This window comes from Methylobacterium sp. Leaf469, from assembly GCF_001424745.1.
In the GTDB taxonomy this organism is placed as follows: Bacteria; Pseudomonadota; Alphaproteobacteria; order Rhizobiales; family Beijerinckiaceae; genus Methylobacterium.
In genome coordinates, this window is the sequence record NZ_LMRE01000001.1 from 1 (window position 1) to 23,423 (window position 23,423).

The following is a 23,423-nucleotide window of genomic DNA, read 5'->3' on the forward strand; positions in this document are numbered from 1 at the left end:
TGACCTGACCGGTATTTTGGACCGAGCCTGACCTGACCGGTATTTTGGACCGAGCCAATTGGAAGGCTACTGCATGGTGGCGGCCATGGGTAGCCGGAAGGCCAGATCCGGGAGGGTGACAGGCGCAGGTGGCCGGTAGCCCAACGACGAATGCGGCCGAACGCGGTTGTAGGTATTCTGCCAGATCCCAATCACGGTCTGTGCCTCCTTGAGCGAGTAGAAGATCTCTTGGCGTAGACACTCGTCCTTTAGCTTGCCATTGAAGCTCTCGCAGTAGCCATTCTCCCACGGCGATCCTGGTGCAATGTACTGGATCTGCGGGCCGGTTTTGGCGACCCATTTCCGCAAAGCCTTCGAGATCATCTCTGGACCATTGTCGCAGCGGATGTTCTCTGGGATGCCGTGCAGACACATCGCATCGGCCAGCGCCTCGATCACGCCCAGGCTGTTGATGCGCCGGGCCACCTTCAGCGCCAAGCACGCCCGGCTGTGCTCGTCGATCAGCGTCAGGATGCGCAGGCTCCGCCCGTCGTGGGTCTGTGTCTGCACGAAATCGAAGCTCCAGACGTGATTGCGATGGAGAGGCCGCAGCCGCACGCAGGAGCCATCGTTCAACCACAACCGGCTTCGCGGCCGATGCTTTTGCGGGACCTTGAGCCCCTCACGACGCCAGATCCGCTGAACCCGGTCCTTGCCCACCTGCCAGCCCGCTGCCTGCAGCAGCGCGGTGACACGGCGGTAGCCATAGCGTCCGTATTCAGACGCCAAGGCGATGATGGCGCGGGTCAGCGCATCCTCGTCAGCCGGCACAGTCGGTATGTAGCGTTGCGTGCCCCGGTGCTGGCCAACGATCCGGCAGGCATGGCGTTCTGAGAGACCATACTTCTCCCTGATGCCGTCGACGGCCTGCCGACGTCGCTCCGGGGCTATAAGTTTCCCGCGGCGACGTCCGCCAGCACCTGCTTCTCCAAAGACAAATCAGCCACGAGCCGGCGCAATCGCGCGTTCTCACGTTCCAGATCCTTCATCCGGCGCGCCTGGTCGATCGGCAAGCCGCCGTACTCCTTGCGCCAGCGATAGTAGCTCTGCTCGGAGATCTCGGCCTCCTTGCAGGCCAGGGCCAAACTCTTGCCCTGCGCCGTCTGAACCTCGATCTGGCGAAGCTTCAGCACCACCTGCTCCGCACCCGTCTTCTGACCTCGCCGCATGTCCAGCTCCTTCGGTCCTGGCTGATCCTCTCAATCAGCCCGGTCCAAAGCCAGCCAGTCACGTCAGCTCCGCACCCGTCTTCTGACCTCGCCGCATGTCCAGCTCCTTCGGTCCTGGCTGATCCTCTCAATCAGCCCGGTCCAAAGCCAGCCAGTCACGTCAGCCTGTCGCGGGTTAGTTTGATTGAGGAGTTATACCAGCTCTCATTGATCAGCACGCATGTGCCCATTGGCGCAATCCGATGGACGTGATGCGCCAGGGCTGGGCGATAATCTTGTTCCAGGCATCGCAACAGTGGTTGAGGATGTCGGCATAGGATCGGAAGATGCGATTGCCGAGCCAGTTGTCCCGTATGAACTGCCAGAGGTTTTCGACGGGGTTGAGTTCGGGTGAGAGCGCCGGCAGGGGCAGTAGGGTGATGTTGTTGGGGACGGGCAGCTTCCTGGTGGTGTGCCAGCCGGCCTGATCGAGCAGGAGCACGGCGTGGGCACCTGGAGCGTACGCCTTCGGTGAAGGCCGCGTTGGTAGTCCCGGCGGGGTTTCAGGCGGCAATCTGCCGGGACTGACGCTGGGTCCAGTTCCACGGCAGCAGATCGTCGATGCACCGGGCGGGATGGTCGGGTAGCCGCGCGAGCACGTCGGCGAGCCACGCCTGCGGGTCGATGCCGTTGAGCTTGGCGGTCTTGATCAGCGTGTAGAGGGCAGCAGTGCGATGGCCGCCCGCATCCGACCCGGCGAAGATCCAGTTGCGGCGGCCTACCGCGATGGGCCGGATAGCGCGTTCGGCGGCATTGTTGGAGAGGCAGATGCGTCCGTCATCAAGGAACCGGGTGAAGGCGGTCCAGCGCTTGACCAGGTAGTCGATCGCCGCGGCTGTGGGAGCTTTTACCGAGAGCCTGGCGCGGTTCTCCCGCAGCCACGCCTCCAGGTTGGTGACGAGGGCAGCCGAGCGAGAGCGGCTGTGGCCGACACGGGCCTCTGATCCTCCCCCGCTTTCGCGGACACGGGGTTTAGCTTGCATTCGGCTCGGCTTGCTCGGGCGTGATGTAACCGAGCGCCGAGTGGATGCGCTGCCGATTGTAGTAGCCCTCGATGTAGGCGAACAGGTCGCGTCGGGCCTCGTCCCGGGTCGCCCATCGTCGTTGGTGGACGAGTTCGACCTTGAGTGTGTGGAAGAAGCTTTCCATGGGAGCATTGTCGTAACAACAGCCCGTACGGCTCATGGAGGGCGTCGCCTTCATGTCGGCAAGCTGCTTTCGGTAGGCCTCGGCGGCGTATTGGCTGCCGCGATCCGAGTGACAGATGAGCCCAGCGGCCGGTCGCTGCCGTTGGGTGGCCATCATCAAGGCGGCCGATGTCAGCTCGGTCCGCATGTGGTCGCGCATGGACCAACCGACGATTCTTCGCGTGGCGAGATCGAGGACGGCGGCCAGATAGAGCCAGCCCTCGCCGGTGGGCAGGTAGGTGATATCGGCCAACCAAACCGTGTTGGGCAGGGCAGCCGAGAACTGTTGTTTGAGGAGGTTGGGCGCGATCGGCAGATCATGACGACTGTCGGTGGTGCAGGGCCGGAACCGACGCCCTGCCAGAGCCCGGATGCCTTGACGGCGCATGAGGCGCTCCACCCGCCCGCGACTGACGGTTCGGCCCTCTGCGCGCAAGGCCGCGTGCACCCGAGGTGAGCCATAGCGCCGATGATGCTCGGCATGGATCCGCCGGACGTCGTCAAGGAGCTGACGGTTCGTCACCGACCGGTCGCTCTCGGGACGTGACCGCCAGCCGTAGTAACCGCTGGGGGAGACTGCGAGCACGCGGCACATGAGACGCACCGGCCAGGTGTTCGCATGCTGCTCGATGAAGGCGAACGTCACTTGGGCATCTCCGCGAAGATGCCGATCGCTTTTTTTAGGACGTCGCGCTCCATGCGCGTCCGGTCGAGTTCACGCCGCAGACGGGCGATCTCAGCGGCTTGGTCGGAGGGGGACGCCTGCCGGGCCTCGCGCTTCCCCCCGTCGGCCTCGCCCTGGAAGATGCCGATCGCTTTTTTTAGGACGGAAGATGCCGATCGCTTTTTTTAGGACGTCGCGCTCCATGCGCGTCCGGTCGAGTTCACGCCGCAGACGGGCGATCTCAGCGGCTTGGTCGGAGGGGGACGCCACTGGGCTCGCAGGCGCGGCTCCCGGTGACCCTGCTCTCCGCGGTGGTGGGGAGCCACCCATCAGCGCCGAGCGCCACTGCCTCAGCATTGAGGGTTGGATCCCGAGCTCGGCTGCGATCTGCATCTGCGGCCGGCTGCTACTTTCCAGCAGGGCCACCGCCTCGCGTTTGAACTCGGGGGTGAACTCGCGTCTCGTCTTGGCCATCAAACACCTTCCCCGCCCGCAAGGAGCGTATCAGAGGTGTCCGTGAAAGCGGGGGAGGATCAGTGAACTCGGGGGTGAACTCGCGTCTCGTCTTGGCCATCAAACACCTTCCCCGCCCGCAAGGAGCGTATCAGAGGTGTCCGTGAAAGCGGGGGAGGATCACCTCGTCGCATAACCAGATCTCTACGGGCTTGGCCCCGACAGCCTCCGCGATCTGCGCCAAACGGTCGGGGAAGCCTTTTTAAAAACGGCGGCGGCCTCGGGGGCCTGGGCGTGATGGCGCGGGCGAGCCGAGAGTTTGCGGTAGCCCATCGCCCGCAAGACCCGGCTCAAGGTCTGCTCGGAGACCTATACGCCGTGATCCTCGCACAGGATCTGGGTCAGATCGCACAAGCGCCAGCGGACCACGCCGTGGGCGGCGGGTGTCGGCCCCTGTTCGACCAGGGCCCTAAGAACCTCGCGCTGGTCGGCGTTCAGGCGCGGACGGGCACCGGGAGCCTTGCCGTCGATCAGCCCGTCCGGGCCATCGGCGTTGAAGGCCACGACCCAATCACGCACCGTCTGCAACCCGACCCCGCCGATCTCGGCCGCCTCCCCCTTGCCGTCGATCAGCCCGTCCGGGCCATCGGCGTTGAAGGCCACGACCCAATCACGCACCGTCTGCAACCCGACCCCGCCGATCTCGGCCGCCTCCGAGCGCATACCGCCCGCGGCGATCACCGACAGCGCTAACAGGCGGCGGGTCTGGGCCGGGTCACGTCAACACTTGGCCAGGACGCGCAGGGCCTCGGCATCAAAATCCGTCCGCAGCGGTACCGGAACAGGCATCGCATCCTCCTCGGGCTCCAAAACCAGAGGACAGAATCATGGCCCAGATAGCGATGCTACCCCGCATGAGCCTTGCTCAATGATGCTTGGTATAAGTTGATATTTTTCATCGGAACAACATACCCGCCACTCACTCAGTAGCCATCCTCTTGTTTCTGTAAATTAGTGATACCAGATATCGCATTCCTTAGCGCATAATCAATGGACTTAAGATACTCAGGACACTTGTGTTCTAGCCATTCGGGTAGATCCTCCTCAACAATTTCGAGGGCTCGGCCATAATTCTTTTCACTGAGGTGCTCTTCAAGGTAGGCAAGTTTTCTCCCAACCCCAAAACATTGGATTGGGTCTATCGCGTGATTTGCTTCCACCTCACCGGTTTTGCGATCTATCTCCTCGTAACCAACCTCTTTCATTGCTTTCAAGAGGGAAGCGATTAGCTCGTTGAACGGGGCAGCAGCCTCTACGGACAATGGTAGACCGGAGGCAGCATCCAAGAAGTTGTCCTCCAACTCCTTCGCCGATGTAAACATGTGATCCGGCAGAGACGAAGATTCCGGTCCGGTCGGCCGGTCCCTTAATAGCTCTCTGTGTAGCGCTATGAACGATAGGGCGCTCCGATCCAAGGAGTTTGCCTTGAGATAAATTTGCGCGCGGCGAGCTGCTCGACCGAGTCGCATATAGTACAGATTACCCTCTAGGTGGTCGAGATCGACCGTTGCAAGCTCTGCGCATCCGATTAGATCGAGTAGAAACGCTTCCGCATCGGCCCGAAGCACGAACCAGCTATTTGGCATTTCGCTCATGTTATTATTTCCTCGCCTTTATCGGGCAGCAACGAGTCCCGTGGTCATTTGAGAAATATTATAAACTGGAGTAATTTGTACACTAATTCATGGTGAAAAAGTGGGACAAGTGGCAAGGTCGGAATACGAGCGCGGACCAGGTCGTTCTGAAGCTGCGCCAGATTGGAGTGCAAATACCTCAACAAGAGTTTTCAGCGAAATGCCCGTTAGGAGGAGGTCGAGGGATTGCGCAACATGCCTCAAAAGGTGAACGCTTCGGAGTCGCTGCCCGTTTTGCGGGGGCGTCCTGCGAGCCAATCCTGAACGTCCTCTCTCTCGTCCGCCGTAAGTTCCAGAACAGAGAGGTCCCGAGCGGCCTCGGCCTCCCGCAGCTTAGTGCCGACGAACGACTGTCGCGCTCTCAGAGCGAGCGTTTCAAGGAGGCTGGCTTTCACCCCTTCAAGCTCGTCCGTGCTTCCGAAATCGTAGGGTAACTCAAACGCATCGTATCGGAGGAACAAGCGTTCGAGCTGACCCTTGTTGTTGCGTAATAATTGAATCTTTGCGGTCCACCGCTCGAAACGGTCTTCTTGGTCCACGATCAACCCTTGCTCCACCATCCCCGATGCGGCTTGCCCTTCTGCGGCCACGAGCTGCTCAAGGCGGTCGGTCTCTGTCGCGGTCAAGAACCCCTTGTGGAAAGCCTGGAACTCACCGCTGTGGCGAACCGCCTCCTCGGCTATGGCCCAGATGTCTCGCGGGCACCACAGTCCGAGGAGGGTGTCGACGGCGTAATTGCGGGTGAAGCCGTTCGGCAACGATCTCTGCCCAGCCGTTTCCATAACGGTAGACAGCGGGTTGCGGGAGATCGTCACCTGATCAACATCGGCGCCGAACGCCTGCAAGGTAGGGTCAACCGTCACCCGACGCCGCCCTTCAGGGGTCAGGGCGTAGCGGATGCTGACCTTCTCGCCTATGCGGCCCTCCCACTTGTGTAGGTAAACACCGCTCGCGAGGAGGCCGTAAGTGAAGCTCCGTTCATCATGGCGGCGCAGGGCGGCGTCCAGGGAAGTTGCCTTATCTAGCAGCCACTGCCAGTGCCCGAGGAAGGCCTGAACGCCCTCCTGTTCGACGGTTAGGCTCATCAGCTCGACGTTCATGCTGCTGTTAGTCAGGCCACCTCCTAAGCCGGGCCGGGTCGCGTTCCCGGAGCCAATCCAGACCAGACCTTCGCCGTAGCCGTCGCTCGTGACCTGAACGACAGCAAAGGCTTTTGCATGCATGAGCGACCCAAGCCGCAACGGCGACCAGCAGATACGCACGTCGGGTCCGAAGCCTGCCCGTAGCTGATCCAGCTCGCATTGCAGGTCGGACGGTGTTCGACCACGCCATGCTTCCATCAGCTCGAAGGCGAGGTGGACCTCGACCAGATTGACACCCGCGGCGATTCTCTCCGCCAAGCGCTTCACGGCCGGTACGTCGATGTAGCAGCTTAGGACCAGCAGCGCATACCGGCGTCTCGTCCTATAGCGTAGCAACCCGAGCGATAAAACTATTTCTTTTTGCAGACTGCTGCTGCGCGATGTCTGCAGGTGGATCATCAATGTTCTCGTGAGTGGTTTTGTAGATTCGAGTTTACAACGTAAGATGGCGTCCGTCAACGAGATGAAATCTGGAAGAAAGGTAATAAAGTCGAAATTATGCTTCGGTGGAGCTCCACGCTTGAGCCAGAAAGGTCGGGATATGGGCTGGTATCTTCGAGGAGCCTTCGACCCAGGGCGATCTCGGTGGGTGCCGACATGGCCTATGACGCCGAGGACTTCGTCAACGAGCTCAGGTCGATGAACGTGCGCGCGCACGTGGCCCGGAACACCAACGGCCGCCGCTCCTCCATCGACGGACGAACCACTCGCCACGCCGGCTACGGTCGGTGCCAGAAGATCCGCAAGCGCATTGAGGAGGGCTTTGGCTGGATCAAGACCGTCGGCGGCCTGCGCAAGGCCCGCTTCAAAGGCCGCGACAAGGTCGGGTGGGCCTTCACTCTGACGGCGGCGGCCTATAACTTGGTCCGCCTGCCAACGCTGCTCGGAGCTCTGGCGTGAGCGTCCTGGGCAAGTGGCGGATCGTCGAGTTGCCCGGCTACATGGACGACTACGCCGACATGGTCGAGGCGGCCTACATCCTCTTCGAGACCGGCTGCGGCGCGTTCGCCTTCGGGTGTGTCACCGGGGCATTCGTTGGCGGAGCCACCTGCGGGAGTGATCGCGCCGCCATCGTGTTCGACTGGAATGGCAATGACGAGATGGAGGCGGTCTGCGGCTCGGGATCGGCCGAGGTCCAGGCCGACGGCTCGCTTCGCGGCGAAATCGGCGTCCACCGCGGCGACGAAATCTCCTTCATTGCCCGCCGTTGGCTGAATTCTTCAACACCCTGCTAGGTAGCCTTGTCGACCAGCGCTGAGACTGCGAGCATGGCCGTCAGGAGGACCGATTGGCTTGGCTCACGCTGCCTACACCTGGGCGGCTGAAGGCCCAACAGAGTGATCGAACCACCTGCGCTTCTTGAGCCATCGTTGAGGCGGCAGCAGCTTCGGAAGTGCAAGTGCAGGTAGGAGTATGGCCGTGCGTAAGGGACCGTGGTCGTGCTGGTCATCGCTTGGTTAGCCCTGCGTCGCGCTGAACGTGGGTCTACGCGGCGGCTGGCGGTGTAGTTGGTCGCCGCAGTCGCCCTCCTGCCCAATCTGTGGTCGGCAGGGGAGTTCTTTTGATGTAGCGCTGAAACCGCCGAAGAACAGGCGCGCGTCCCGTGTGCCTCGCAGCGATGGAGGGGTGTGTCGTGCCGACCGCGGGAGCGTTCTATCCGCCCGCGCCATTCGGATCCGGTGGATCGCGCAGACGCCAGACCGGTACGCGGTCTGACTTGAGTCGGGCGCGCCGCTCCTCCATTTGGTTGCTGAAGAAGAGCTCGGAAGTGAGTAGTGCGTCACCGATCGCCAGCCGCAGGCGCATATGAGCCGCCCCCTCGTCATCCTCGACTTCACGCAGAAGCCGCAAGACCCGGTGCAAGTCGACCGGAGCGGCCTGGATCAGCGCTGCCGCATCGGCGCGGTGGTCGAGCGCGTCGGAGCGGTACCAGAGCCGCAGCAAGTGCTCGGCACTCGCGAGCCGCGCCTCGGTCCCGAACCACTCGCAGGGGGGGGGCGCTTCCATCAGCAGCCGCGCTTCCGTGGTCCATGCTCTCGGTATCAGCCAAGCGTTCGGTAGTGCACGTCTGAGCGCACAAGGTGGCGCTCTCCGTCGAGGCCAAAGAGACGGACGAGCTCCGTGATCGCCTCCGGCCGCTGCAGGTGTCGGTCGGCGTAGAGGGTGAACAGCGCGGGCGTGCGCATGTAGACGACGCGCCCTCGCGGAAGCTCTTCGTACTCATGTCCCGCAATGGCCGCTGGCATGCCGCGTCGGCGCAGCTCCGTGGCGCCAAGTGCCCGCCATGTCTCCCAGATCTCGTAGTGACCGTGTGGGTGGGTGAGGCAGTCGCCATAGGTTTCTGCCACTGCCAGGGGCGTCCGGTCCGTCACCAGTACGGTGCGCCGACCATCCGGTACGCCCCAGAAGATGCCGACACTCGGGGGGATGGCTACGACCGGATCGGTGAATGTGGTGCTCATACCGCTCGCTCCATCAGTACACGAACTTCCAGTCGATCCGGCTCACCCCCGCTGCTGTGTCGGCGAGGTGCGCCGTGCAGAGGACGACGATGTCCTGCCGGATGGCCTGCGCGCCCGCCTGCACCGGGGTTGGCTTGACCATGAAGCACGCGCCGGTGGCCTTCCACATGCGCTGGCTGGTCGGCTTGTCGTAGGTCATCAGCGTCAAGTTGGTCACGCGTAGGGCGTAGCCATAGGCATTCTCCATTTCGGGGGACCGTTCTAGGCGGGGTGACGGGACGGGCTGAACATGACGAAGGGGTCTCGCGCACGCTCCGGGGGAGCTGAGGGCAGGGATTCCCGTTGCCGACGGCGGAATTTACCGTGGAACTCAGATTCCCACCGCGGCCAGTTGTTATATCCCTCCCAGGCTGGTGTCGTTAGACCGCGTCGGGTGTCTGCACGGCCTACATGTTCTGAACGGCGAGTTGCTGCGCTGCTCCTTCGGGATGCGGCGTCATGCCTACTGATAGCGACGTGCCTACCGTAAGGTGGTGAGCGAGGTTGCGATCAGGTTCGAGACGTGTTCCGCCGCAGCGCGTGCTGGGTCGCGCGCGATGTGAGCGTATCGCTGTGTCGTCTTGGGGTCGCGGTGTCCTAGGATAGCGCCGAGTAGCGGAAGGCTACTGCCGGCGGACGCGCCTACGCTTGCGAAGGAGTGGCGTAAGTCGTGCAGGCGCACATCCGGCAGGCCTGCACGAGCACGGATGCGTTCCCAAACCTTCGCCAGCCCAACAAAGGGTCGGCCTGGGACGTTGCCAGTGAACACGAATGGATTGTTCTCCAGCCTCGGCTGCAAGTCAATCAAGGCCAATGCCGCCGTCCCGATTGGGATTGCCTTCGCGCCCGTCTTGCTCGTCGGCAGTCGGAGATAACCGTGCTCGCGATCGACATGCGTCCATTGGAGTTGCAGGACCTCAGATTTGCGAGCCCCCGTCAGTAGGAGGAGCCGAATGGCGCCTGTTGCCGAGAGACTCTCGGCGTGTGCAGGGGGGCGAGGTGGCTTTCCACGCCCAGCGCGCTCGCTCCAAGTCGCGAGATCGGCCGCGTGCTGCCGCCAAGCGTCGTCCGAGACAGAGAGGGCCTGCCCAAGCTGCCGAAGCTCTGGGCCTGACAAAAAGCGCTCGTTGCGCTTGTCCTTGAACCGCTGCACGCCTCGAACTGGGTTGTCGATACGCATACGCTTGCGCACCGCGAACGCGAAGATACCGCCGAGAAGCCCGACCGTTCGGGTGGCAGCCCCGCGGCCACCTTCGACGATCGCGCGGCCGCGTGAGCCGGTTCTCATGTCGAGAGCGGTCCTACCCGCCGCCACATCGTGCAGGAATGCTTCGATGTCGTCAGTAGTCACGTCCTGCACGCGCTTCCGGCCGAGCAGCGGTTCTATGTGGCGCTGGATGCGGCTCTCGTCCGTGAGGATTGTTGAGGCCTTCTTCGGCTCATCGAACTTCGTCAGAATCTGTCCCGCTCGGGCTGCGGCGAGGTAGAGATTACACAGTTCCAATACCGTCAGATCGGCTGTCGTCTGTGCCTGCTTTGCTTCCTGGGGATCAATGCCATTTCGTGCCTGCACAAGGAGCCGCATCACCTCACTGCGCGCTGTGTCGGGTGTCCAGGGTGAGCCGTGCTTCCCAATGGTGTGCCAGCGCTGGCGACCTCGGAACAGGTACTTCAACGCGTAACTCTTTGTGCCGTCGGCGTTCACCCGCAGTCCGAAGCCCTTCAATTCTGCGTCCCAGAGCGTGTAGCGCACGTCCCTCGGCTTAGCCGCCTTAACGATCTGAAGGGTCAACCTACCGGTCACGCTGCTCTCTGGGCTACAACGGGGCTACAGCATTGCAGGATACTCCCTATGATACCTGCCGGGAAGTGTCGCCCTAAGTCATTGTTTTTACGTAGGTAAGGCGGGTCGCGGCGGCTGGTGTCAGCCTGGATACTTGCCCTCCGAAGGCAAAGGTCACACGTTCGAATCGTGTCGGGTGCGCCAATCATCAAGCCATTGGTCTCGCTTATGATTCGGCTCCGCGTTTCAACCTCCCCATGGCGTCGTTGATCGACCTGTCGCCCGTTTTGTAACAGGTAACGGGTTTCGAATCATGGCTGCCATTCGTCGGCGCAGTCGATCCTGGCAAATTCAAGTGCGAGGCGCTGCCCCGCCTCGTCACGGGCATTCTCTCCGAAGAGTGAAACCGTATCGTGGGCAGAAGCGCAGGCGCGTGAAGCCCAACGGCGAAGGCGTCTCTGCAAAATCATGTGAGCCAGAGCATGCTGATGCCAGGGCGAATCGCTCGTGGCGCTCGCCCGCCATCAGCACCGTAGTGCTGGGTGCACAACCGCCTTCGGCGCGCAGAGGCAGCTTGGTCGACAACCCGCCCTGGCTGCGCCCAGGGGCGCCCCCCGCCTTCGACCGTGCCCTCATCCCCCAATGGCGCCGGACCGGCGTGCTGGTGGACGCGCACCACCGTGGTGTCCACGAAGTGCAGGTCCCAGTCGAGGTCGCGTCGGGCATCGGCTTGCGCCTGCAGGCGCCGCCGCACCCGGTCGAACACGGCTGGCCTGCCGCCCGCGATGGAACCGGCTCGACCCGGTCCCGACAGCACCATAGCGGGCCGGCAGATCCGCCCAGGGTGCGCCGCTCCGCAAGATCCACAGCGTAGTGTTCAGAATTTGCCGGTTGTCCTCGGAAGAAGGGCCCGTGCGTAGCTGCTGCGGAGGCAGCAGCGGAGCGATCGGCTCCCACTGCGCACCGGTCAATTCGTAGCGTCGCATCCCGTCCACCTGGGGGCGATCACCCCGCCGATGAAGCCTTCGCAGAGACGCTCTATGACGCGGTGTGTCGGCTGATCTGCCAGGTGGCGGCGCGCGCAGGGGGGCCGGAGGCGAGGTCCGAGCCAGCACTGGGGCGGGTCTACGGCTGGAACCGGACCTTCGAGCCGGTATCGATCGCGGAGGCGCGCTGGGGCCCGACCACCTACGGCCACGATACCAACGGTCAGGTGACAGAGGCGCGGCGACGGACTGGCGGAGCGCTTCGATGACGATCGGGCCCTGAACGGGGCGGCGTTCCACGTGGTGGATGCGGGTCGGGGCGGTCTGGCGCAGGCGGCACGCCTGCCGGAAGCGGCAACCGACAAACGCCCGGGGGCGCCTTCGACGCGACGGGATCAACCCGGAGACGGTCGCCGAGTAGAAGAAGCGGGCCTGGGTCGCCGACCAGCGCACGGGATCGAAGAATCGCCGTTCGCCGGTACTGACGGTGCTGAGCGCTGTGTCGAATTTGTCTGGAAGCCCAAGCCGACGCGACACGAAGTTTCGTCGGCAAGGCTCGTCTCGGCGTCGTGCAGGGAGAAGATCGATGCGCTTCGAGCACGGCATGTGAAAACAACAGTCTGCAAAGTGACAAAATTTTGATATTCAGCACTCTTGATGCGAGCCGTTCCTTTGGAGATACAGAGATCGTCTTTCCTTGTTCTAACAACAGCGAGAAGCGTGCGCCGTGCTTGCACCGACCCGTCGCGTCTTCCTGTCCGGCGCCCTGGCCCTGAGCATCGCACCGGCCCGCGCCGCATCGACGCCCCTGCGGGTCGTGGCCTCCTCGCTGCCGCATACGGAGATCCTCGAATTCGTCGGCGAAAAGCTCGCCCCCGAACTGCCTCTGAAGATCATCGAGATCTCGGGCGATCTGCGCCCGAATGCCCTGCTGCGTGACGGCGACGCCGATGCCAACTTCTTCCAGCACGTCCCCTTCCTCCGCTCGGAGGAAGCCGCCATGGGAATGCGCTTCGCCGTCGTCGCGGCGGTGCATGTCGAGCCCCTGGGATTGTACAGCCGCCGCGCCACGTCGCTCGCGGCCCTCCCGAGTGGCGGTGCCGTCGCCCTGTCGAACAGCGTCTCCAACACCGGCCGCGGGCTGTCGCTGCTTCAAGCGAACGGCTTGATCCGACTGCGGGCGAGGGACGCGGGCGTGGACGACATCGTCGAGAACCCGAAGAACTTCCGCTTCGTCGAGATCGCACCTCCGCAACTGCCGCGCTCCCTCGACGACGTGGCGCTCGCGGTGATCAACGGCAACTACGCGTTGGAAGCGGGGCTGGAGCCCGCGCGGGATGCGTTGGCCCTCGAAGCCGCCGAGGGCAACCCGTATGCGAACGTCCTCGTCACCATCGAGGGCTTGGCGAAGGATTCCCGCGTGCTGCGTCTCGGAACCCTGCTGACCTCGGCCGAAGTCGCTGGGTTCATCGGCCACCGCTACCGCGGCTCGGTCGTCCCTGTCCGCCCGTCCTGACCGGCGGGGGTGAAACTGCCCCCCACACGTCGATAGTCCCATCCTGCCCTGCCTTCGCCGAGTTGGGCGACCGGAGTCCACGACCGATGCGCTTCCTGAAGACCCTCGCCATCGCCCTTTTTTCCATGGGTACGATGGCGGCCCAGGCCAAGACCTTGACGATCGGTACCGTGCCGGGCGCCTACAGCGACGCCATCACCGCGGCCGCCAAGGAGGCCAAGGCGCAGGGCATCACCGTGAAGGTGATCGAGTTCAGCGACTGGACGACGCCCAACGTCGCCCTCGATGCCGGCGACATCGACCTGAACTTCTTCCAGCATCGCCCCTTCATGGAGAACGCCGCGAAGCAGAAAGGCTACCGGTTCGACATCGTCGGGCTCGGCATCCTGCAGAACATCGGGCTGTTCTCGCTCAAGCATAAGAGCTTCGACGGGATCCCGGCGGGGGGCAAGGTCGCCATCGCCAACGACCCGGTGAACCAGGGCCGAGGCCTGCTGCTGCTGCAGAAGGCCGGCCTCATCAAGCTCAAGGACGGTGTCGGCTTCCTCGGTACCGTCGACGACATCGTCGAGAACCCGAAGAAGCTGAAATTCACCGAGGTCGAGGGTCCGCAATTGGTGCGGATCACCGGCGACGTCGATCTCGCCCAGGGCTACCCGCATTTCATCGTCGCCGCCGGGGCCTTCGACCCGAAGAGCGGGCTGATCTATTCCGGGATCGAGGACAAGCTGTTCGCCGTAAGCTTCGTCACGAAAGCCACCCGCAAGGACGATCCGACCATCCGAAAATTCGTCCAGATCTTCCAGAACTCCGAGGCCGTGAAGCAGCAGATCCACACATCGTTCGCCGGCAGCGAAAAGCTGTACCTGCTCGCGTGGCAGAACTGACCATGGTGAGCCTGGCTTTGGATCGCCTCGGGGCGACGGGTTCGGCCCGGTCGAAGGCGATCGGCCTGGACGCGATCCCCGCCGCCCGGACCGAAGCGGGCCGGCGCGGCACCGGCACCGTGCGGTTCGAGAACGTCTCGAAGACATATCGCTCTGCGGGTGGCGAGGTCCGTGCCCTCGACGACGTCAGCCTCGACGTTCCGTCCGGCGCGATCCTCGGCATCATCGGCCGCTCGGGTGCCGGCAAGTCGACCTTGCTCCGAACCGTCAACCGTCTGGAGGCGCCGACGTCGGGACGGGTGCTGGTCGACGACGAGCCCATCGAGGCCCTCCAGACGGACGGCCTCGTGGCCCTGCGCCGCCGCACCGGCATGATCTTCCAGCACTTCAACCTGCTGTCGGCCAAGACCGTCCGGCAGAACGTGGCCCTGCCGCTCAAGGTGGCCGGAATCCGCCCGTCGGAGATCGAAGGCCGGGTGGAAGCGGTGCTGCGCCTCGTCGGTCTCGAAGGCAAGGCGGAGGCCTATCCGTCGCGCCTCTCGGGCGGGCAGAAACAGCGCGTCGGCATCGCCCGCGCCCTGGTCAGCGACCCCGAGATCCTCCTCTGCGACGAGGCGACCTCGGCCCTCGACCCGGAGACCACCCTGTCGATCCTGGGCCTGCTGCGGGATATCAACCGGCGGCTCGGCCTGACCATCATCCTCATCACCCACGAGATGAGCGTGATCCGCGAGATCTGCACGGACGTCGTGGTGCTGGAAGCCGGGCGGATCGCCGAGTCCGGTCCGGTCTGGCGCGTGTTCGGCGCCCCGGAACACCCGGCGACGCGGGCCCTGCTCGCGCCCCTCACCCGCGACCTGCCCGACGATCTGGCGGAGCGGCTCGTGCCGCATCCCGTCCCGGGCGCCCAGGCCGTCCTGCGGATCACCTATTCCGGGCGGTCTGCCCCCGACCTGTCGGCCCTCGTCGCGGCGACGGGCGGCCCGCTGCGGCTCCTACAGGCGAGCGTCGAGCGCATCCAGGGACACGCCGTCGGCCGCCTGCTGATCGCCGCCGAGAACCGGCAGGCAGAGGCCCGCCTGAGAGCCATCGGGGTCACCGTCGAGGGAATCGGCTATGTCGCCGCAGATGATTGACCGCCTCTGGCAGGCGGCGTTCGACACGATGTTCATGGTGGGCGTCTCGGCGGGAATCGCGGTGGCCGCCGGCATCCCGCTCGCGCTGTTCCTCGTCACCTCCGGGCCGGGCGGCATCTTCCCGGCACCGCGGACGAACCGCTTCGTCGGCCTTCTCGTGAACGGCTTTCGCGCCGTGCCCTTCATCGTGCTCCTGGTCGCGCTGATCCCGTTCACCCGGCTCGTCGTGGGAACCACGATCGGTGTCTGGGCGGCCATCGTTCCCCTCGCGGTCAGCGCGACGCCCTTCTTCGCACGGATCGCCGAGGTCTCGCTGCGGCAGGTCGATCCCGGACTGGTCGAGGCGGCCCAGTCCATCGGCTGCCGCCGCCGCCACATCCTGCTCCACGTGCTGCTGCCCGAGGCGCTGCCGGGGATCGTCGGCGGCTTCACCATCACGATCGTGTCGATGATCGGCGCCTCGGCCGTGGCCGGCGCGGTCGGCGCGGGTGGGCTCGGCGACGTGGCGATCCGCTACGGCTACCAGCGCTTCGACACCACGGTGATGTCGGTGGTGATCGCGATCCTCATCGTCCTCGTCTGCCTCGTGCAGTTCGCGGGCGACAGCGTGGTGCGGAGGCTCCGGGCACGATGACGGGCGCCGCCAAGCAGATCCGGCTCAACGCGTTCAACATGAACTGCGTCGGTCACATCAACCACGGCATCTGGACCCATCCGCGCGACCGCTCGGCCGAGTACAACACGCTGCGCTACTGGACGGACCAGGCCAAGCTCCTGGAACGCGGCCTGTTCGACGGGATGTTCATCGCCGACATCCTCGGCGTCTACGACGTCTACGGCGGCGGCATCGACGTGACGGCACGGGAAGCCGTGCAACTGCCGGTGAACGACCCGACACTGATCGTTCCGGCCATGGCGGCGGTGACGGAGCATCTCGGCTTCGGCGTCACCGTCAACGTCTTCGCGGAAGCGCCCTACACCTTCGCCCGGCGCCTCTCGACGCTCGACCATCTCACCGGCGGGCGGGTCGGCTGGAATATCGTCACCGGCTATCTCGAGAGCGCCCATCGCGGCCGGGGCGAGACCCTTCCGGCGCACGACCGCCGCTACGATTACGCCGATGAGTATCTGGAGGTGCTCTACAAGCTCTGGGAGGGAAGCTGGGACGACGCGGCGGTACGCCGGGACTGCGGGGCGCGGGTGTTCGGCGATCCAGCGTTGATCCGGCCGGTCTCCCATCGCGGCGAGTTTCTTTCCGTCGACGGCTACCACTTGTGCGAACCCTCGCCGCAGCGGACGCCCGTGCTCTATCAAGCGGGCGCCTCCGGCCGGGGCCGCGCCTTCGCCGGGCGACACGCCGAGTGCGTGTTCATCTCGGCGCGGGACAAGGCGGCGGCCCGAGACGCCGTCCGGGCGATCCGGGCAGAGGCCGCCGCCGCCGGGCGCGACCCACAGGACTTGAAGGTGTTCATCGGCATCGCCGCCATCCCCGGCCGCACCCGTGCCGAAGCGGAGGATAAGCGCGCCGAGTACATGCGCTACGCCAGCGCCGAGGCCGGGCTCGCCCACTTCTCCGCCTCCACCGGCATCGATTTCGCCCGCTACGGCCTCGACGAGCCGATCCCCTACGCCCCCGGCAACGCGATCCAGTCGGCCACCGCGGCTGCGGCCAAGCGCGGGCTGACCAAACGCGACCTCCTTGCGGAACTCGGCCTCGGCGGCCGCTACGCGGTGCTGACCGGGGACGCCACGTCCATCGCCGACGAGCTGCAATCCTGGGTCGAGGAGGGCGAAGTGGACGGATTCAACCTCAGCCGCATCGTCGTGCCGGAAAGCTTCTCGGACTTCATCGATCTCGTGATCCCCGAGCTTCAGGACCGCGGCCTGTACAAGACCGCCTACGCGCCGGGCTCGTTCAGAAACAAGCTGTTCGGCGCGGGCGACCGCCTACCCGCCCGCCACGCCGCCCAAGCCTACCGAGGCGCCGCCGCCGTGAGCGGCTGACGGCAGACGCCGCGATACCGGCGGGCATGGCCGCGGCGATAGACGGACGAAGCAGAACACCCCCAAACGCGTCTTGGAGATCGTCGCAGGGAGAGATCCGCAAGTGTCCGGCCGGCGCCGTGGGCCAAGGCAGCGGTGGGATCGTGCGAACAGGCCTCATCCCCCTGATGTCCTCATCCCCCGTGGTATCCTCATCCCCCGTGGTATCCTCGGGCTGCGTCGTACGGGTAGGCCTGGACGCGTTCACCGACGCGCGCGGGATTCGCGGCGGCGCCGTTGTCAGGCCGCCCGCCGCGCCCGGGGAGGCAGCTCGCGAAGGTGGACTTGGCCGGGTGGGTCCGGGTCGCCGCACAGGAAGGCGAGTGCACCAGGCACCGCGATCGCCCGGGGGCGCATCCCGAGCCGATGTCTTCGCATGAGAAAGCGCGATCCCCGCAGGGAAACGACAGCGCGGGCGCCCGGCGGTCGAACATCCGCGGGCACGCTTCACCGGCTCGGAGCCACCTCCTCAAGACAACCCAGGGTCGCATAGAATACGGATCGCTGGTTCAGGGACGGGACGGCTCGGCACAACAGGACGTCCGGGATCGATTGCTGCGCGACCCAGCACGTGTACCTCTGGCCGGATCGGAAGTACAAATCTGTATTTGCGACGATCTCATGAAGACCATCATCGTCCATGTCCCTGCACAACCAAGCAGACCGGCGCGATTTTCCGTGATTCGACCGATCGTCCGGTGTAGGTTTTCTACCGTCCGAGCCTGGAGAGCGCCCCCGTGAACGACCGCCTCTACGGCTTCTACAATTCCGAACTCGAGGCCCTGCGCGGCCTCGGCGGCCGGTTCGCCGAGCGGCATCCGAAGATCGCCGGGCGGCTGCGGCTGTCGCCGGATGCCATCGACGATCCCCATGTGGCCCGGCTGATCGAGAGCTTCGCCTTCATCGCCGCGCGCCTGCGGCTCAAGCTCGACGACGACTTTCCCGAGCTCACCGAGACACTGCTCGAATTCCTCTATCCGCACTACCTCGCGCCGATCCCGGCGCTCGCCGTGACGCAGGTGGCGTTCCCGCCAGACCTCAAGGAGGTCATCACCCTACCGCGCGGCGCCGTGGTCGAGAGCGAGGTGCTGGAGGGCGACGTCTGCCGGTTCCGGACCACGCAGGACGTGGAGCTCTGGCCCGTCCGGGTCGCCTCGGTCGCCCTGACCGGGCGTCCCCTCGTCGCGCCGCCCTGCCCGCATGTCGAGGCGCCCGCCAGCCTGCGGATCGTCCTGGAGACCGTCGATCCGGGCGTGACCTTCACGGATCTCGGCGTCGACCGCCTGCGCTTCTACCTGCGGGCGCCCTGGCAGCCGGCGGTGGCGCTCTACGAACTCCTGCTCAACGACTGCCTCGAGATCGCCCTCGCGGATCACGCCGAGGACGGGGGAGCCGTCTTCATCGGGCCGGACGCGATCCGCGCGGTGGGGTTCGAGCCCGCCGAAGCGGTGCTGCCGCCCGCGCCGCGGTCGCATCCGGCCTACCGCCTGCTGACGGAGTTCTTCGCCTATCCGCAGAAGTTTCTCTTCCTCGACCTGTCGCGCCTCTCGGCGAAGACCCTGCGGCGGGCCGACAACCGCCTGGAGATCTTCTTCTATCTCGGCCGGCATGCGCAGGAGCTCGAACGGGCCTGCACCGCCGGAACCTTCGCCCTTGCCTGCACGCCGGTCGTCAACCTGTTCGAGCAGCGCGCCGAACCGATCATGCTCACCCAGGTGGCGAGCGAGTACGCTCTCGTGCCCGACGCGCGTAGGCACGCCTCGCGCGAGGTCTACGCGGTGGAACGCGTCACCCTGACCGACCGCGCCGGGATGACCCGCGACGCGAGTCCCCTGTTCGGACGGACGCTGGCCCAGCACGACGCGGTCGGCGCGCTCTACTGGCAACTGCGCCGCCGGCATCTGGCGGAAGGGGGCGAAGGCACGGATGCCCGGCTCGCCCTCGTCGATGCGGCCGCCTCCCCGGCCTCGCCCACGGATGCGGTCCTCTCCGTCGACACCACCTGCATCAACCGGGACCTGCCCGCCCGCCTGCCCTATGGCGGCGAGCACCCGGTCCTCACGGTGCTGCGCGGACCGGGCGAGGTCGGGCGCCTGAAAGCCCTGACGCCCTTCACCGCCACCCTGCGGCTCACGCCGGGCGACGGCCTCCTGTGGCGGCTGATCTCGCACCTGACGCTCAACCACCTGTCGCTCTCCAACGGCGAGGGCGGACCGGAGGCGCTGCGCGAGATCCTGCGGCTCTACGACTTTCGCGATGCGCCGGAGACCCGCACCCTCATCGACGGGATCGTGTCCGTCACGCACCGGCGCGCGACGGCGCGGGTGGCCGAGGGCGGTCTCGCACGCGGCCTCGACATCGAGGTGGAGATGGACCGCCGCTACATCGATCCGGGCGCGGCCTTCCTGCTCGGGCAGGTGCTCGACCGGTTCTTCGGCCTCTACGTCAACCTCAACAGTTTCACGCGCCTGACCGTGCGGATGCGCGGGGCCGCCCGGGCGCTGAAGACATGGCCCGCCCGCTCCGGCGCCCGGCCGCTCGTATGAGCCCGCGCGATGGAAAGGCCGTCCCGGAGCGGCTCGGCGACAAGCTCGCCGCCGAGATCGACCGCTTCGAGCCGTTCGAGGGCTTGCGCCTCGTCGAGGCGTTCGGCCCCAGGCCCGCGCCGGACGAGGCGGAGGCCCCGGCCGATCGGCCCCTCGCGACGGGCGCCCTGACGAGCCGGCACGTCGCCACGCCCCTCGTGCCGGGCGGTCGCTTCGGCCTGGACCGGAGCGGGATTCCCGAGATCGCCTTCGTCGGGCTCGCCGGCCCCCTCGGCCCGCTGCCGCCGATCTACACCGAGGTGGCGCTCAAGGAACGCAAGGCGCGCAATCCGGGATTCGCGGCCTTCTTCGACGTATTCGTCGCCCGGATCACCACGGCCTTCCTCGACACCTCCGAGAAATATCGGCTTCCGGCCCTGGTGGCGCGCCGCGGCAGCGGCGGGGCCAACCGCATGACGGAGGCGTTGCGCGCCCTCATGGGCCTCGGCCTGCCGTCGCATCGGGGCCGGCTCGCCACCCCGGACGCCGAACTCCTGCCCTATGCGGGCCTGCTCGGGCAGGACGTGCGCTCGGCCGCGGGCCTCGAAGTGCTCCTGGCCGACCGGCTCGGCACGCCGATCCGGGTCGCGCCGTTCATCGCACGCTGGCTGCCCATCGCCCCCGCCGAGCAGAGCCGCCTCGCCGGGCCGAACCCGGCCTTCGGACGCCTCGGCGTCGATGCCGTCGCGGGCTCGGGGATCATGGATGCCTGCAGCACCTTCCGGGTGGTGGTGGGGCCCCTCGACGCGGCGACCTTCGCGGCCTTCGCGCCCGACGGGACGCGGATGGCGGAACTGGTGGAGCTCGTGCGGCTCTACATGGACCCCGGCCTCGACTTCGACGTCCAGATCATCCTGCGCAGGGACGACGTGCCCGAGTGCCGACTCGGCCCGGCCGCCCCGTCCCTCGGCTGGAACGCCTGGCTGCGCCAGCTGCCCGCCGAGCGCGACGCCGATCAGTCGGTGCACGATCCCATGCGGGGCGCGCACTGAGCCCGACGCCGGGTGTCGTCCAGCCGGACGCTCGCGCGGCTCGCTCGCGCGGCTCGCTCGCGCGTCAGCGCCGCCGCAACACGCGCGGCAGCCAGCCGCCCGCACCGAGCCGCGACAGGACCTCCTCCGCCGAGGGCCGGCGGTCCGGATCGGCGCGCAGCAGGGCCCGCACCAGGCGCCCCAACCGGCCGTCGAGGCCGCTGTCCGGCGGCCGCAGCCGCGCCGCCCGCGCGCTCTCGCGATCGGTGCCGAGGGGCGGCCGCTCGCCCCGCGCGGCGCAGGCGAGGAGGAGGCCGAGGGCGAAGAGGTCCGCGGCCGGACCGCCGGGCTGCCCGTCGAGCTGCTCGGGGGCGGCGACGGACCACTTGCCCGCGAACGCGATCTCCGGATCGGGCTCGCCGATCCTCCGGGCGACGCCGAAATCGATCAGCGTGGCGCCCGCGGCACCACCGCACAGCATCACGTTCTCGGGCGAAAGATCGCCGTGCACGAAGCCGGCCGCATGAACGGCCGCGAGGGCGCCGGCGATGCGCCGGGCCAGGACCGCGACCTCGTCCGGCGCCAGGCCCCCCCGGGCCCAGATCGCCCGTGCCAGCGTCTCGCCGTGGAGCAGGTCCATGACGATGAAGGCGCGGCCGTCGGCGTGCCGCAGCAGATCGCGCACCTGCGGGATGGCCTCGTGGCGCAGGCTCATCAGCGTGCGGGCCTCGGCGACGTGGAGACGGGCGATGACCGGATCGCGGACGCGATCCGGCCGCAGGATCTTCACGGCGTGGTCGCGCCGCAACTCGCGATGGCGGACCTGGTAGATCTCGGCGATCCCGCCCCGTCCGATGCGGTCGCGCACCACGTAGGTGTTGGCCAGGACCGTATCGGGGCTGAGCGAGGCGGTGTCCGGCGCGTCCGGCGCGGCGGAAGGCTGCGCGCGCGACGCCTGCGCCAGGGCGGAGCCGCCGTCGCCGAGGCGGTCGAGGGCGGCGCGCGCCGCGTCCACCAGCGCCCGTCGCTCGGGTTCGAGGCGCGGACGGCCGTCGCCACCGGCGACGATGGCCTGGACCAGGGCGTCCAGCCGCACCTGGACCCGCAGGGTTTCACGCCGGGCGGCCTCGCCCTCCACGTTCGCCGCCTCACCCATCGGCGCCGACGACATCGACGACGACGGCCGAGATGTTGTCGCGCGCACCGGCGATCAGCGCGTCGTCGATGGCGCTTCCGACGGCCTCCTGCGGGGTGCCGTGACCGACGGCGTGGCCGAGCCCGGCCTCGCCGAGCGCTCCGACCAGCCCGTCGCTGCACAGGACGAAGCGGTCCCCCGGCCGGATCGTCCCCTCGACCCAGTCCGCCGCGAACGCATCCTCCGCCCCGACCGCACGGGTGACCATCCTGCGGCCCTCGCGGGTCACGTGGTCCTGCGTCAGGGGCCGGAGCGCATGGCCGCGCAGGAGATAGGCGCGGCTGTCCCCGACCCAGACCACGGCGTAGCGGCCCCGGTGGACGAGGAGCGCCACCACGACGGCCGCCACGATCTCCTCGGGCCCGAGCCGGCGGGCACGGGCCCGCAGGGCGGCGTTCGCCTCCAGGAGGAGATGGTCGATCTCCGCCCGCTCCGGCGCGCGGCCGAGGGGGGCCGGCATCGCTTCCAGCCGGTCGGCGACGACGCCGGCCGCGTAGTCCGCCGCCGCATGGCCGCCGGCGCCGTCGACCACCGCCCACAGGCCGAGGTCCGACCGGTTCACCACGGCGTCGTCGTTGCGCCGCCGCCGCGTCCCCTTGTGCGACCGGGCGGCGCCGACGAGCTTGACCAGCCCCGGATCGGGCTCCGGTTCCGGGGGCCCGGCGGGCTTCGACGCGGCGGGCGGCCCGGCCCGCAGGCCCTCGTGCCAGCCCCATTTGCGCCAGCGCCCGTCGAGCAGGGCGGCGAACTGCTCGGGTTCCGGCGCCGCGTCATGGAGGAGCAGGGACGGCGCCACGGTGCTCGAGCCTCGCGTCCACCAGGCGGAGAAGGGTCGGTTCGTCCCCGCCAGCATCGCCTCGACGGCGTCGGCATAGGCCTGGATCGGGCCATCCGCGCCGTCGCGCGCGAAGCGGCTCGGGTTCGGCCGGGCCGGCTCGTCCGGTATCGGGGCCGGCGGGCCGAACGCGCGCACGGCCTCCTCAAAGGCCTCGAAATCGTAAGCGTCGTCGAGACAGCTCCGGGCCAGGGCCTCGACACCGTCGAACCAGGCTTCGGCGGCGCGCACGAGCCGCCACGGGCTGGCCAAGCCCGGAAGTTCGAGGGCGATCACCAGGGGGAAATAGCGACCGACCCGGTCGACGGAGGGCATCAGGACGCCAGCCGTGGCATGCGGCCCGAGGGTCCCGGGGCCGGCGACGAAGCGCCAGACCGGGGCGACGAGATAGGTCGGCAACCACTCCGTTCCGAGCTGGCGCCGGCTCGTCACGATGGCGCGGGACAGCCATTGGTCGAGGGCGGCCTGCAGGGCCTGACCCAGGCGGCGGTTCACGAAGTCGCCCCGGGTCGGGACCTTGCCGAAGAAGCCGAGCTGCGGCGGGCCGGGCGGCGCGGCGCCGGCCGCGCGCTTCACGGGCATGGGCCACGCCCCCCCG

18 protein-coding genes and 6 pseudogenes are annotated in these 23,423 nt (G+C 66.8%); 9 read left to right on the plus strand and 15 right to left on the minus strand.

Annotation, left to right across the window (positions count from 1 at the left end; translation table 11 throughout):
• Positions 1-66: 66 nt before the first annotated feature.
• The 8 genes and pseudogenes from ASG60_RS00005 to ASG60_RS00035 all read right to left on the minus strand — a co-directional run bounded on the left by ASG60_RS00005 (position 67) and on the right by ASG60_RS00035 (position 6,786).
• Positions 67-1,208 (minus strand): IS3 family transposase gene (locus ASG60_RS00005; RefSeq protein WP_156398736.1). Its coding sequence is split into 2 segments (ribosomal slippage): positions 67-941 and positions 941-1,208, totalling 1,143 coding nucleotides; the frame shifts between segments, so codons are not numbered across the junction.
• 211 nt (positions 1,209-1,419) lie between these two features.
• Positions 1,420-1,707, minus strand: a pseudogene (locus ASG60_RS00015) (transposase); the annotation flags it as partial.
• A 43-nt stretch (positions 1,708-1,750) separates the two neighbouring features.
• Positions 1,751-2,230, minus strand: a complete 480-nt coding sequence (locus ASG60_RS00020; protein ID WP_200947642.1) for a transposase — start codon at positions 2,228-2,230, stop codon at positions 1,751-1,753.
• A pseudogene (locus tag ASG60_RS00025) lies at positions 2,220-3,196 on the minus strand (IS3 family transposase); the annotation flags it as partial. The gene ASG60_RS00020 and the pseudogene ASG60_RS00025, both read right to left, overlap by 11 nt.
• An 88-nt stretch (positions 3,197-3,284) precedes the next feature.
• Positions 3,285-3,572, minus strand: a pseudogene (locus ASG60_RS21655) (transposase); the annotation flags it as partial.
• A 163-nt stretch (positions 3,573-3,735) separates the two neighbouring features.
• Positions 3,736-4,440 (minus strand): annotated as a pseudogene (locus tag ASG60_RS00030) (helix-turn-helix domain-containing protein); the annotation flags it as partial.
• 94 nt (positions 4,441-4,534) lie between these two features.
• Complete coding sequence (locus ASG60_RS22325) at positions 4,535-5,206, minus strand: hypothetical protein (protein ID WP_156398737.1); 672 nt, start codon at positions 5,204-5,206, stop codon at positions 4,535-4,537.
• A 239-nt stretch (positions 5,207-5,445) separates the two neighbouring features.
• Positions 5,446-6,786, minus strand: a complete 1,341-nt coding sequence (locus ASG60_RS00035) for a hypothetical protein (RefSeq protein ID WP_056383829.1) — start codon at positions 6,784-6,786, stop codon at positions 5,446-5,448.
• Positions 6,787-6,945: 159 nt separating this feature from the next.
• Here ASG60_RS00035 and ASG60_RS00040 point away from each other — a divergent pair.
• Positions 6,946-7,287 (plus strand): annotated as a pseudogene (locus tag ASG60_RS00040) (transposase); the annotation flags it as partial.
• 41 nt (positions 7,288-7,328) lie between these two features.
• Positions 7,329-7,622 (plus strand): hypothetical protein, encoded by a 294-nt coding sequence (locus ASG60_RS00045; protein WP_244476537.1) that lies wholly within the window; start codon positions 7,329-7,331, stop codon positions 7,620-7,622.
• A gap of 418 nt (positions 7,623-8,040) precedes the next feature.
• Here the strand turns inward: ASG60_RS00045 and ASG60_RS00050 are convergent, their stop codons facing one another.
• The 5 genes and pseudogenes from ASG60_RS00050 to ASG60_RS22330 all read right to left on the minus strand — a co-directional run.
• Positions 8,041-8,394, minus strand: a complete 354-nt coding sequence (locus ASG60_RS00050) for a hypothetical protein (protein ID WP_056383835.1) — start codon at positions 8,392-8,394, stop codon at positions 8,041-8,043.
• A 35-nt stretch (positions 8,395-8,429) separates the two neighbouring features.
• Positions 8,430-8,849 (minus strand): hypothetical protein, encoded by a 420-nt coding sequence (locus ASG60_RS00055; RefSeq protein WP_056383837.1) that lies wholly within the window; start codon positions 8,847-8,849, stop codon positions 8,430-8,432.
• Between the two features lie 13 nt (positions 8,850-8,862).
• Positions 8,863-9,096 carry a hypothetical protein gene (locus tag ASG60_RS00060; protein ID WP_056383839.1) on the minus strand — a complete coding sequence of 78 codons (234 nt, stop codon included), beginning with the start codon at positions 9,094-9,096 and terminating at the stop codon, positions 8,863-8,865.
• 273 nt (positions 9,097-9,369) lie between these two features.
• Positions 9,370-10,692: a site-specific integrase gene (locus ASG60_RS00065; protein ID WP_056383841.1), complete on the minus strand. Its 1,323-nt coding sequence runs from the start codon at positions 10,690-10,692 to the stop codon at positions 9,370-9,372.
• Between the two features lie 471 nt (positions 10,693-11,163).
• Positions 11,164-11,657 (minus strand): annotated as a pseudogene (locus ASG60_RS22330) (IS5 family transposase); the annotation flags it as partial.
• 727 nt (positions 11,658-12,384) lie between these two features.
• Here ASG60_RS22330 and ASG60_RS00070 point away from each other — a divergent pair.
• From ASG60_RS00070 to tssG, 7 genes are all read left to right on the plus strand, one after another.
• Positions 12,385-13,173 carry a MetQ/NlpA family ABC transporter substrate-binding protein gene (locus tag ASG60_RS00070; RefSeq protein WP_244476538.1) on the plus strand — a complete coding sequence of 263 codons (789 nt, stop codon included), beginning with the start codon at positions 12,385-12,387 and terminating at the stop codon, positions 13,171-13,173.
• Between the two features lie 86 nt (positions 13,174-13,259).
• Positions 13,260-14,060, plus strand: a complete 801-nt coding sequence (locus tag ASG60_RS00075) for a MetQ/NlpA family ABC transporter substrate-binding protein (RefSeq protein WP_056383843.1) — start codon at positions 13,260-13,262, stop codon at positions 14,058-14,060.
• Positions 14,048-15,196 carry an ATP-binding cassette domain-containing protein gene (locus ASG60_RS00080; RefSeq protein WP_244476539.1) on the plus strand — a complete coding sequence of 383 codons (1,149 nt, stop codon included), beginning with the start codon at positions 14,048-14,050 and terminating at the stop codon, positions 15,194-15,196. Before ASG60_RS00075 ends, ASG60_RS00080 begins: the two co-directional genes overlap by 13 nt.
• A complete protein-coding gene (locus ASG60_RS00085) occupies positions 15,177-15,830 on the plus strand; it encodes a methionine ABC transporter permease (RefSeq protein ID WP_056383844.1) in 654 nt (217 codons plus the stop codon). Before ASG60_RS00080 ends, ASG60_RS00085 begins: the two co-directional genes overlap by 20 nt.
• Complete coding sequence (locus ASG60_RS00090) at positions 15,827-17,200, plus strand: LLM class flavin-dependent oxidoreductase (RefSeq protein WP_056383846.1); 1,374 nt, start codon at positions 15,827-15,829, stop codon at positions 17,198-17,200. Before ASG60_RS00085 ends, ASG60_RS00090 begins: the two co-directional genes overlap by 4 nt.
• A 776-nt stretch (positions 17,201-17,976) precedes the next feature.
• Positions 17,977-19,785 (plus strand): type VI secretion system baseplate subunit TssF, encoded by a 1,809-nt coding sequence (gene tssF, locus ASG60_RS00095; RefSeq protein WP_056383848.1) that lies wholly within the window; start codon positions 17,977-17,979, stop codon positions 19,783-19,785.
• Entirely contained in the window at positions 19,782-20,816 is a 1,035-nt protein-coding gene (gene tssG / locus ASG60_RS00100) for a type VI secretion system baseplate subunit TssG (protein ID WP_210168481.1), read from the plus strand. Before tssF ends, tssG begins: the two co-directional genes overlap by 4 nt.
• Before the next feature lie 64 nt (positions 20,817-20,880).
• Here the strand turns inward: tssG and ASG60_RS00105 are convergent, their stop codons facing one another.
• Both ASG60_RS00105 and tagF read right to left on the minus strand, forming a co-directional pair.
• The gene (locus ASG60_RS00105; protein WP_056383852.1) at positions 20,881-21,951 is read right to left on the minus strand and encodes a serine/threonine-protein kinase; all 1,071 of its coding nucleotides are present in this window, start codon (positions 21,949-21,951) and stop codon (positions 20,881-20,883) included.
• Positions 21,944-23,407, minus strand: coding sequence for a type VI secretion system-associated protein TagF (gene tagF / locus ASG60_RS00110; protein ID WP_056383853.1), 1,464 nt, complete (start codon positions 23,405-23,407; stop codon positions 21,944-21,946). The genes ASG60_RS00105 and tagF overlap by 8 nt, the downstream gene beginning before the upstream one ends.
• Between the last annotated feature and the right edge of the window lie 16 nt (positions 23,408-23,423).

Coding starts and splice junctions, on each gene's coding strand:
- ASG60_RS00055 (WP_056383837.1), bottom strand. CDS start 8,849: ATGAGCACCACATTCACCGATCCGGTCGTAGCCATCCCCCCGAGTGTC.
- ASG60_RS00090 (WP_056383846.1), top strand. CDS start 15,827: ATGACGGGCGCCGCCAAGCAGATCCGGCTCAACGCGTTCAACATGAAC.
- ASG60_RS00075 (WP_056383843.1), top strand. CDS start 13,260: ATGCGCTTCCTGAAGACCCTCGCCATCGCCCTTTTTTCCATGGGTACG.
- ASG60_RS00050 (WP_056383835.1), bottom strand. CDS start 8,394: ATGGAAGCGCCCCCCCCCTGCGAGTGGTTCGGGACCGAGGCGCGGCTC.
- tagF (WP_056383853.1), bottom strand. CDS start 23,407: ATGCCCGTGAAGCGCGCGGCCGGCGCCGCGCCGCCCGGCCCGCCGCAG.
- ASG60_RS00060 (WP_056383839.1), bottom strand. CDS start 9,096: ATGGAGAATGCCTATGGCTACGCCCTACGCGTGACCAACTTGACGCTG.
- ASG60_RS00105 (WP_056383852.1), bottom strand. CDS start 21,951: ATGGGTGAGGCGGCGAACGTGGAGGGCGAGGCCGCCCGGCGTGAAACC.
- tssG (WP_210168481.1), top strand. CDS start 19,782: ATGAGCCCGCGCGATGGAAAGGCCGTCCCGGAGCGGCTCGGCGACAAG.
- ASG60_RS22325 (WP_156398737.1), bottom strand. CDS start 5,206: ATGAGCGAAATGCCAAATAGCTGGTTCGTGCTTCGGGCCGATGCGGAA.
- ASG60_RS00020 (WP_200947642.1), bottom strand. CDS start 2,230: ATGCAAGCTAAACCCCGTGTCCGCGAAAGCGGGGGAGGATCAGAGGCC.
- ASG60_RS00035 (WP_056383829.1), bottom strand. CDS start 6,786: ATGATCCACCTGCAGACATCGCGCAGCAGCAGTCTGCAAAAAGAAATA.
- ASG60_RS00085 (WP_056383844.1), top strand. CDS start 15,177: ATGTCGCCGCAGATGATTGACCGCCTCTGGCAGGCGGCGTTCGACACG.
- ASG60_RS00045 (WP_244476537.1), top strand. CDS start 7,329: ATGGACGACTACGCCGACATGGTCGAGGCGGCCTACATCCTCTTCGAG.